General features: G+C 46.2%; 1 protein-coding gene. It reads right to left on the bottom strand.

Annotation, left to right across the window (positions count from 1 at the left end; translation table 11 throughout):
- Positions 1–204: 204 nt before the first annotated feature.
- On the bottom strand, positions 205–717 hold the full coding sequence (locus D0T87_RS23665) for a hypothetical protein (protein WP_163178633.1): 513 nt from the start codon (positions 715–717) through the stop codon (positions 205–207).
- Positions 718–768: the final 51 nt, after the last annotated feature.

Below are 768 nucleotides of genomic sequence, written 5' to 3'. Positions count from 1 at the left end.
CAGTCTCCTGAGCGTTTATATTTGTTACTAATAGCAACAAAGCCAAAAATATAAAATTACTTCTCATGTATTTTAATTTTAAGTTTTGAATTATGAATTTTGAATTACTTCTTTAATTCTTACTTCCTACCCCCTTTAGTTCTTACCCCTAACTTTCAACTTTCAACTTTCAATTTTCAACTCAATAAGCTGTCAACTGTCAACTCAATAACCTGTCAACTCCAAAATCACAAAAGTGATTTTGTACTCAATCCTTCTTAACCGTGGATACGTCTCCCGGCGCAGTTGCTCGTAAAAGTCGGGCCATTCATCGCGCAGGCGCATTTCGCGCTCATCGGCATCGCGCATGCCGCGGATGATTTCGAGGATCATATATTTCTTTATATTGTCCGATGCAGCCACCAAACGGTCGATAGACAACCAGTCTTCGCCCCGTCCATCTGCGGTGAAGAGCGTTTCGGGCAGGGTATGCACAATTTTAAGATGGTCGCGCAAGGCTAGCGCACGGTCGGCCGAGAGCAGGATATTATCCGTAGCATACCCTTCGGGTGAGGCATAGCCCACCAGGGAGATTCCCGTGATCCGTGCATACGGGTTCTGCTGAATAGATTCGATTAACTCATGAATCTTACGAAGTTCACGGGCATTATCACCAAAGTCATAATCAATCCCACTACCCCCTTGCACATAGTCCAAATAAGCCGTCCCCTCCTTCACGCCCGCGGTCGTGACGACCGTTTTGGTCGCGGCGGTCGCCGCGGATGATGT

The sequence above is a fragment of the Bacteroides sp. 51 genome, assembly GCF_010500965.1.
In the GTDB taxonomy this organism is placed as follows: domain Bacteria; phylum Bacteroidota; class Bacteroidia; order Bacteroidales; family Bacteroidaceae; genus Bacteroides.
The sequence above is the reverse complement of the archived record's forward strand: the minus strand, read 5'-3'. Positions and strand labels throughout refer to the sequence as shown.